The sequence below is a fragment of the Syntrophotalea sp. genome, assembly GCF_050253115.1.
GTDB lineage: Bacteria > Desulfobacterota > Desulfuromonadia > Desulfuromonadales > Syntrophotaleaceae > Syntrophotalea > Syntrophotalea acetylenica.
The window spans coordinates 1-9157 of the sequence record NZ_JBFWJQ010000098.1 but is presented as its reverse complement, the minus strand read 5'-3'; the positions used below and the strand labels follow the sequence as shown (position 1 = coordinate 9157).

General features: G+C 53.3%; 5 protein-coding genes and 2 tRNA genes. 6 read left to right on the top strand and 1 reads right to left on the bottom strand.

The genetic code is table 11. The annotated features are described in order from the left end of the window. The 3 genes from AB7E65_RS10090 to amrB all read left to right on the top strand — a co-directional run. A partial coding sequence (locus AB7E65_RS10090) for a hypothetical protein (RefSeq protein WP_428745811.1) occupies positions 1 to 1819 on the top strand: 1819 nt, incomplete at its 5' end. A 98-nt stretch (positions 1820 to 1917) separates the two neighbouring features. Beyond that, positions 1918 to 1991, top strand: a tRNA-Cys gene (locus AB7E65_RS10085). 150 nt (positions 1992 to 2141) lie between these two features. After that, on the top strand, positions 2142 to 2945 hold the full coding sequence (amrB, locus tag AB7E65_RS10080) for an AmmeMemoRadiSam system protein B (RefSeq protein WP_072287663.1): 804 nt from the start codon (positions 2142 to 2144) through the stop codon (positions 2943 to 2945). A 48-nt stretch (positions 2946 to 2993) separates the two neighbouring features. Here amrB and AB7E65_RS10075 read toward each other — a convergent pair whose 3' ends face one another. Next, a complete protein-coding gene (locus AB7E65_RS10075) occupies positions 2994 to 3902 on the bottom strand; it encodes a GGDEF domain-containing protein (protein ID WP_072287664.1) in 909 nt (302 codons plus the stop codon). A gap of 259 nt (positions 3903 to 4161) precedes the next feature. On the opposite strand from AB7E65_RS10075, the gene gltX reads away from it, so the two are divergent. The 3 genes from gltX to AB7E65_RS10060 all read left to right on the top strand — a co-directional run bounded on the left by gltX (position 4162) and on the right by AB7E65_RS10060 (position 8598). Next, the gene (gene gltX, locus AB7E65_RS10070; protein ID WP_428745810.1) at positions 4162 to 5562 is read left to right on the top strand and encodes a glutamate--tRNA ligase; all 1401 of its coding nucleotides are present in this window, start codon (positions 4162 to 4164) and stop codon (positions 5560 to 5562) included. A 158-nt stretch (positions 5563 to 5720) separates the two neighbouring features. Next, the gene (gene pepN / locus AB7E65_RS10065) at positions 5721 to 8399 is read left to right on the top strand and encodes an aminopeptidase N (RefSeq protein ID WP_428745809.1); all 2679 of its coding nucleotides are present in this window, start codon (positions 5721 to 5723) and stop codon (positions 8397 to 8399) included. A 125-nt stretch (positions 8400 to 8524) separates the two neighbouring features. Beyond that, positions 8525 to 8598: transfer RNA gene (locus AB7E65_RS10060), tRNA-Gln, on the top strand. The last annotated feature ends 559 nt before the right edge of the window (positions 8599 to 9157 follow it).

The following is a 9157-nucleotide window of genomic DNA, read 5'->3' as shown; positions in this document are numbered from 1 at the left end:
CACGACCGGCACGGGGCCCGACGGGCGTCTGCGGCAGGACGCTCTGCTCACGGCAAAACCCCTGGCCGATTACTATCGTCTCGCCCTGGCGGAATTCTGTCTCTATCTGGCCAGCGACAATATGGTGCATCTGGACAATGCCGAAATGGTACTGTCCGTCTATCCCGAAAAACAACCCAGGGGTGAAGTTGTTTTCTGGAAGCATCTGATTGCCGCCTACCGGGACATGACGGCTAAAGACAGCCGCCAGTTTGTTTCGTCGGTGTTTGCCTTATGGGAGAATGTTCTGTTGAAACAGGAAGTTGACGATATCCTGATGAACAATTCCTATGCCAAGGTCGGTTTTGTCAGGGAGTTGCCTCATCTGTACGAGAATATCGTGCATCTGGTGGTGCGCCGTGCCATTATCGAGCAGCAAATGCCCGACCTTGCTCCATTGGGAACCATCATTCTTGCCCTGGAAGACAAACTCACTCTGGATAACGGCTACAAAAACCTTGTCCGAGCCATCGTCGAACGCATGGATGGTGTTTCCTCGGACAACTACAATCTCAATTTTGCCGTTGCTTTTCTGGAGGCCACGGCGAATCGCAATGACTTTGAAGCGGCCACCGACGCGGATACCCTGGTTGCCAAATTCAACGATGCGCGTAAGTATTATCAACTTGCCTACAGTTGGGCCGATACCAATAAGGGACGTGCCACCATCATCAGCAATACCATGGGATTTTTGACCTACGTGACCCGCCGCATGGCCGATCCCGACGATGCCGTGGCCAACAGCCGGTTTTTCAAACAGATTCCCGGCATGGCCGTTGCCTATCTTGACGAGGGCATTGAACTTTTCGACAATCTCGCTGTTGCTTCCGGTCAAGCCAGGGATCTTGCTTCCAGCGGATATTACACTCGTACCAATTATCTGACCTCCATGCATCGTTTGTGGGATGCCACCGGGAAGCTTGCCATCATGCTTGCCGATTTGTACAAATCGCAGCGTAAAGCCCACGAAGTAGAGACGCTTTTCCCGGTGGAAAGCCCCTTACTCAAATACTGCGCTCTTTTTAAGCGGCATGCCCGTGTTGATCAGGACATCGTTCCGGACAATGCCTTTTTTCTGGCGGCTTACGCGGCGAGGGAACTTGCCGATCTTTATCAGCGCCTTTCCGAATTCAATACCGGGGTGGATGCTGACGCGCTGTTTTTTGCCTACCAGTTGCAGGCTGTCGAGCTGTTTCCGCTCGATGTTGCCAACATTCTGCAATTGGCTTATCAGGCCAATCTCGATGGGCGGGTTGAGAGTTATTTCCGGTATATGACCCCCTTGGCCAGGCGCCTGGAACAATCCAGGATTGTCGATATGTGGTTGAGCAACCACCAGACCCCGTTCAACGCCATGATCGGGCATGCCGGTAAAGAAATACCAGGCGTCATGCTCAACGCCTACACCCATCTCAATGCGATTCGCGAGGCGGAAGGCACGGAGGATGGTTTTTATAAAAAAGTCATCGTCCTGGAAAAAGTCTATGATGAAAGGGTCACTGAAGATGCCGATATGGACGGCATTATGAGTACCCTTGAGCGGTCCGACTTTTCTTCATCGAAACCGGTCTTATTGGCGTCAAACCCGGGTGTTTCCGGAATATCCATCAAAAAAATCGACCGTATTGTCAATTCCGGGCAGCTGTATCCGTTTTCGCGACTTAAAAATACGCTTTTCGGATCGCTTGACGGTCCTGAACATGACTTTTTGCGAGCTCTTTTCTATGAAGTTCCCTATGAACAGCATCAATATGTACAGTTGTTCAGCAACCTGCCATAACAGAAGGTGCGCTTTGTTTTATGGTTGAATGTCATGTTTTTTTACGCTTGACACCCGGTGGGACGATCTGATATCAATATCGGGCTTTTGCGATGAAAGGCCCCGTCGCCAAGTGGTAAGGCAGAGGTCTGCAAAACCTCCATCACCCGTTCGAATCGGGTCGGGGCCTCCAGATAACAAAAAAAGAGCCGGCGATGAACTCGCCGGCTCTTTTTTTGTTATCTGGATTTAGCTGAGAATCAATTGCCAAATACGGGAATCATGCTAAGATTGATTTTTGTCAGTCGCAATTGCCCCTGACGATTGTTGCAAGGGAGTTCCTATGCGTCGCATGCCAGCCGTTGCAGGTCATTTTTATCCCGCCGATGCCGAGAGTCTGCGTTCGATGGTAAGCGGGTTTATTGGCAAATCCGCACCATCCAGACCGGCAATAGGAGTCATGGTTCCTCATGCGGGATATGTGTTCTCGGGAAGCTTTGCCGGCAAAACATTCGGGCAGGTGGATGTCCCGCCGAAGGTTCTTATCATCGGACCCAATCATACCGGCTACGGACAATCCCTGGCGGTGTTTTGCCGGGGCAGTTGGGTAACGCCTTTGGGGGAAGTGGCCGTCGAAGAATCCCTGGCCGATAAAATTGTCCGGTCCTACCCGCGGCTATGCGCCGATGATCTTGCTCATCGTTTTGAGCATTCTCTGGAGGTCCAACTTCCTTTTATTCAGATCAAGAACCCCCAGGCCCGGATAGTGCCCATCTGCCTTGCCCCCGTCCCGCTGCATGAACTGTTATTGCTCGGTGAGGCCATAGGGAAGGTACTGGCAGAGGAGCCGGATCCCGTTCTGCTGGTGGCCAGTTCTGATATGACCCATTACGAACCCGGACAGCTCGCCAGGCAAAAAGATCGGATGGCGCTTGAAAAAATCTGTCGACTGGATCCGGAAGGTTTGTATCGAACGGTAAGCGATGAACACATCAGCATGTGCGGGGTTGTTTCAATGGTGGTGATGCTTGCGGCTGCCAAATGTCTCGGAGCCCTCAAGGGTGAGGTTGTCTGCTACGGCAATTCCGGCGAAGTGACCGGCGATCAGTCCGAAGTGGTCGGCTATGCCGGAGTTGTCGTCGAATAACAGAGCGTGCTTCCTCCCTGTTGTCCATCAGTCCTGGGATCCGCTAAATCAGGCGACGTCACAGGTAACCCGGTTGCGTCCTTCCTGCTTGCTCTGGTACATAAGGCGGTCAGCGCGTTTGATCAGGCTGCCCGAGGAATCATCCATTTTCCCCAATGTGGCCCCGATACTGATGGTTACGCCGATGCGCTCGCCATTGTGCATGGTAAAGGATTCCTCGACCAGCATGCGGATTCGCTCGGCAACCTCACACAGTGTTGTGGCATCGACATTGCGCAGCAGGCCGACAAATTCTTCGCCACCCCATCGGCAAAAGGTGTCGAAGGGACGGCAGTTGCTCTTCAGGGTGTTGCCTACAAGCCTGAGTACCTCATCCCCTAAATCGTGTCCGTACGTATCGTTGATCTGCTTGAAATGGTCGATGTCGAAAAACAGCACTCCAAGCGGCCAGTCATAGCGATAACGTTCCTGAAGGCGGACTTCCATTTCCCGTTCCAGTCCCGTGCGGTTGATCAGGCCGGTCAAGGGGTCGATCAGGGCCAGGCGGCGCAATTCTTCCAGTTGCAGCAGAATGCCGGTTTTTTCGCTCAGATCGGAGAACAGCTCCGTCGCGCCCACAACCGTGCCGCTGGCATCATGGACCGGGCAGATGCGCACCCTTACCGGCAGACGGTGCCCGGCCTGGTGGTGGAGATAGACATCGGCCTCGACGCACCGGTTTTCTTCCATGGCCTTGACCAGGGGGCACCGCTCCGTGCAGAGATGAATTCCTTCGCCATCCACGTGTCTGAGAAGATTGTCCTGGCAGTGCGTGCCGAGCATTTGCGTGGCATTAAACCCGGTAATGCGGGTCGCGGTGCGATTCCAGAAGCAAATTGTTCTCTGACGGTCGACATAATAAAATCCGTCCGACAGGCTGTCCAGCAGATGCTGTAAATCGGGCGTGAATCGAAGCAAAAGAGATGTCCTTTCCCGGGAATATGAGCATCGGTATAAAAGCGTCGGGTCCGGCAAAACTGCCGCACGACAACCGGTATGTGCGGTACCCTCAGGGCAATATATTTGAAATGGCTGAATTTTTCAAAAGCATATTTCAAGGTGTCGGCCGCTTTCCGGTCGCAAATAACCGCTTGTCAAGCCTGTTTCTTTGCAGTATAAAAGTGTGGGCTGTCAAAAAGACAGCCCGTTTTTATTTTTACGCTTACAGGAGAATGTGATGTCCAGATTGCGTGTCCGTTTTGCGCCCAGCCCGACGGGCTATCTGCATATTGGCGGTGCCCGAACTGCCCTGTTCAATTATCTGCTGGCTCGCCGGGAAAAGGGCGTATTTGTACTCCGGATTGAGGATACGGATGTTGCCCGCTCAACCCAGGAATCCGTGGATGCTATCTTGCAGGCCATGGACTGGCTGGGAATGCATTGCGACGAGGGGCCTGTTTATCAGTCGGACCGCTTCGATCTGTACCGGGCTAAAATTGATCAACTGCTGACCGAAGGCAAGGCTTACCGCTGCTACTGTTCGGCAGATGATCTCGAACGCAAACGGGAAGACGCACTCAAGGAAGGGCGCAAGCCCAAATACGACGGAACCTGCCGTGAAGGGCAGCAGGGGACAGCTGAAGACCGTCCCTTTGTCGTACGTTTCAAAGCGCCCCAGGAAGGAGAGACGACCTTTGTCGATCGCATCAAGGGGAGCATTACCTTCCAGAACGATGAGCTGGACGATTTAATCATTCAGCGTACCGACGGAACGCCAACCTACAATTTTGTGGTTGTTGTGGACGACGCGGAGATGGGAATCAATCTGGTTCTGCGCGGCGACGACCATATCAACAACACGCCGAGGCAGATAATGCTGTATGAAGCCCTTGGCTACCCCGTACCCGACTTTGCCCATGTGCCGATGATTCTCGGAGCGGACAAAAGCCGGCTGTCCAAACGGCATGGCGCCACATCGGTGATGGCTTATAAAGAGATGGGATATCTGCCCGAAGCACTGGTCAATTACCTGGTGCGGTTGGGCTGGTCTCATGGCGACCAGGAAATTTTTTCCATGGATGAGCTGATCCAGTTGTTCAACCTTGAAAATATCGGAAAATCGGCCAGCGTTTTCAATCCTGAAAAACTGTTATGGCTCAACAGTCACTATATCAAGACCGGTGATCCGGAACGCCTGGCGGATCTGCTCAGGGAGCACCTTGCCTTTGAAGGAATCGCGGTTGGCGAGGACCGGCCCTTAACGTCCATCGTTACGGCTCTTCAGGACCGCAGTAAAACCCTCATTGAAATGGCCCGGCAAGCGGTGTGCTTTCTGGTCGACGAGGTCAATTTTGACGAAGCTGCGGTGGCAAAATTCCTGGGAGAGGAAAGTCGCCTTCCTTTAAAAGGTCTTCTGAACGATCTTGAAACATGTTCAGATTGGCGGGAGGAGGCTCTGGATCCGGTCTTTAAAAAGGTGCTGGAGTCTCAGGGGCTCAAATTTGCAAAGCTCGCCCAACCTGCCAGGGTCGCGTTGACGGGAAGCACCAACGGGCCAGGCATCTGTCAGATCATGCAGATCCTTGGAAAGGAAAAAACCCTCGATCGCCTGCGGAAGGTTCTTTCCCGACCGGCTTAAAACTGTCGCTCAGGGGCGGTAACCCATTTTATGGCATTGACAGGGTGTTTTGCCGAGGCACAACAGGCAGGGCACCCTGTTCTGCATGGTCTGCGCATGCGCTTCGAGGTTTGGTCGGCCTGCGGTTTTATTTTTTTCTAAGGGGAACAGGTTCCGTTATGTCGGAAACTCATCGCAAAGCAGTCTGGCTGAAAGATTACACGCCGCCGGCGTTTGTGGTCGATGCTGCAAAGATAAATTTTATCCTTGGCGAAGAAGTTGTTGAGGTGCACACGGAGTTGCAGGTGCGGCGGAACCCCGCTGTGAGCCATGGGTCGGGAGGCTTTTTTCTTGACGGCAAGGACCTTGCGCTGCGCTGCCTGAAAATGGATGGCCGGCGTGTTGCCCCCCACGGTTTCACCGTGGATCAACATGGTTTGCGGATCCATGGCGTTCCCGATCGTTTTACCCTGGAAACCGTGGTGGCAATTCGTCCGCAGGATAATACGGCCCTGGAGGGGCTGTACCGTTCAGGCGCCATGTTCTGTACCCAGTGTGAACCCGAAGGCTTTCGACGCATCACTTTTTTCCCGGATCGTCCCGATGTGCTGACCCGGTTCACCACCACGATCACCGCCGACCTTGATCGCTACCCGGTACTGCTTTCCAATGGTAATCCTGTCTCGACGGAAACCCTCCCGCAGGGGCGGCATCGTGTCGTCTGGCAGGATCCGTTTCCCAAACCCTCCTATCTGTTCGCCATGGTTGCGGGTGATCTGGCCGTCGAAGAAGACTTTTACGTGACACGTTCGGGACGTCAGGTTCAGTTGCGGATTTATCTGGAAAAGCATAACCGTGGCCGGGGAAAGCATGCCCTTGGAGCTTTGAAAAAAGCCATGCGCTGGGATGAGGAGGTCTATGGACTCGAATACGATCTGGATCTCTATATGATAGTCGCCGCCGATGACTTCAATATGGGCGCCATGGAAAACAAGGGTCTGAATATTTTCAATTCGAAATATGTGCTGGCTGACAGTGACATGGCTACCGATGCCGATTTTCAGGCTATCGAAGAGGTTGTCGCTCATGAGTATTTTCATAACTGGACCGGGAACCGGGTTACCTGCAGGGACTGGTTCCAGCTCAGTCTCAAGGAAGGCCTTACGGTTTTCAGGGATCAGGAATTTTCGGCTGATCTGGTAGCCATGTCGCTGAAGCGGATTCATGATGTGCGGTTGCTGCGCACGGTCCAGTTCGCCGAGGATTCCGGTCCTCTGGCTCATCCAGTGCGCCCGGAATCCTACCAGGAGATCAACAATTTTTATACCGCAACCGTCTACGAAAAGGGAGCCGAAATCGTTCGCATGCTTCGAAACTTGATTGGTGTGCGAGGATTTCGCCGGGGTCTTGATCTTTATTTCGAACGATACGACGGGCAGGCGGTTACAATCGAGGATTTTTTGCGTTCGATGGAGGATGCCGCCAATATCGATTTATCGCAGTTCCGGTTGTGGTACAGCCAGTCGGGGACGCCCAAAGTTGTTGTTTCCGACAGTTATGATGTCAACCGCAGGGAGTACAGTCTTACGCTTCGCCAACAGTGTCAGCCGACACCGGAACAACCTGAAAAAAGGCCGTTTCAAATCCCCGTAGCCCTGGCTTTATTCGACAACACCGGCGGGCAAATTCCCCTTTGTCTGCAGGGTGCCCCAGACCCTGATCTCGGCCCCAGCACCGTAGTGTCGCTGTGCCAAAAAGAGCAGACATTCCGTTTTGGCAATGTGCCCTGCCGGCCCGTACCCTCTCTGCTGAGAGGTTTTTCCGCGCCCGTCAGGCTCGACTACGACTATTCGGATGCGGATCTGCGATTTTTGATGGTGCACGACTCGGATGCTTTCAATCGATGGGACGCCGCACAGAAACTCGCTTGCCGGATCATTTTGCGCTGTGTCGATCAATTGCGAACAGGAGCGGATTTTGCCCTCGACCCGATTTTGTCACAGGCCTTCACCGAAGTGCTTGATGGCGATCTCGGGGATAAAGGGCTTGCCGCCCAGATGTTGATGTTGCCCAGTGAAAATTTTCTCGCGGAACAACAAGACTGCATCGATATCGATGCCATCTGCCAGGCACGTCAGAAGGTTCGGCAAGCCCTGGGGGGGCAGCTGAGGGAAGCCTTGCTGGCGAGGTGGCAATTCTGTCAGGGTGAAGATGCTGTCGCTTTCAATTTTTCTCCGGAGGATGCTGGCCGCCGCGCCTTGAAGAACACGTGTCTGGGATATCTTGCCGCGCAGCCGTGCAGTGATTTCTGGAGCTGGCTCGCCGACCTCTATGGGCAAACTTCCAACATGACCGATCGTCTGGCTATTCTTGCCATTTTTGCCGAGCGGGAATCGCCGGAAAGCCAGGCCGTGCTGGCGTCGTTTTATGATCAGTCCAGGCATAATTCCCTGGTCCTGGATAAATGGTTCGCCGCGCAGGCTGCCGCACGAAATCCTTCCATTATTGAAAAAATGCGTCTTCTGTTATCGCATCGGGATTTCACACTACGCAACCCGAATCGCGTCCGCTCTGTTTTGCATAGCTTTGCCCGCGGCAATCCCGGCGGATTTCATGCTGCGAACGGCGAAGGGTATCACCTGGTCGGTGAGCAGGTCATACAACTTGACCGGATCAATCCCCAGGTAGCAGCATCACTTGCCGGGGCGTTCAGTGCCTGGCAACGCTATGACCGGAGGCGGCGCCTCCTGATGAAAGCCCAGCTGGAAAACATTGCCGCTCAGCAATGCCTTTCATCCGACCTGGAAGAAATTGTGCATCGCTGCCTGCATCAGGATATGACACCGGCTCAAGACTGATTTTCATTCAAAGTTTCCGGATGGACACAAAACCGGCGGCGGGTTAAGAAATTCGACGATTTTTTAAAAATTCTGTTTTTGGCCTTGACACCAGGCTGTAGCTTTGCTAAAAAGTCACTCGCTTTTGGGAGATCGTCTAGCGGCAGGACTACGGACTCTGACTCCGTCAACCAAGGTTCGAATCCTTGTCTCCCAGCCAAATCAAACACGCCGGCAGGCGTGCCGTCATAGGATTGGGGCTGTCCCGAGGGGCGGCCAGAAGGTGGAGTTTTTCTCCACCTTTTTTTTTGGGTCGGGTTTTATCTTGTCGATCTTCAATGAAAATTATCTTTAATAGCCGTTGACCGCCGGTGTGCTTGCCTTTGATTGCCCGGAATGTTGACCTGCGCCATGACGCAGTGTAAAACAGATACCGGGGGCTATCATGTCTGAAAATTGTGCCTTTATATATTCAAATCGTTTTGGCGATTTCTGCTTTGGCGGGAACCATCCCTTTAAAGTGGAACGTTTCGCCCTGACCCATCGCTTGCTGTGTGGTCTCGACTTGTTGTCTGCTCCCGAGGTTCGGATCGTAGAGGCGCAACTAGCCGATGAATCTGATCTTCATTCCTTCCATCATCTTGATTATCTTCCTGAATCAGTGAGAGGCCAGTCTGCACCTCTCGTGTAATGCTCGCGTAGCCATTTTCGCGAGACCCTTTGCCTGTGTGACGCCACCGACTTGAGCCGTGTTTCCGGTCAGACGGGGCCGTTCTTTG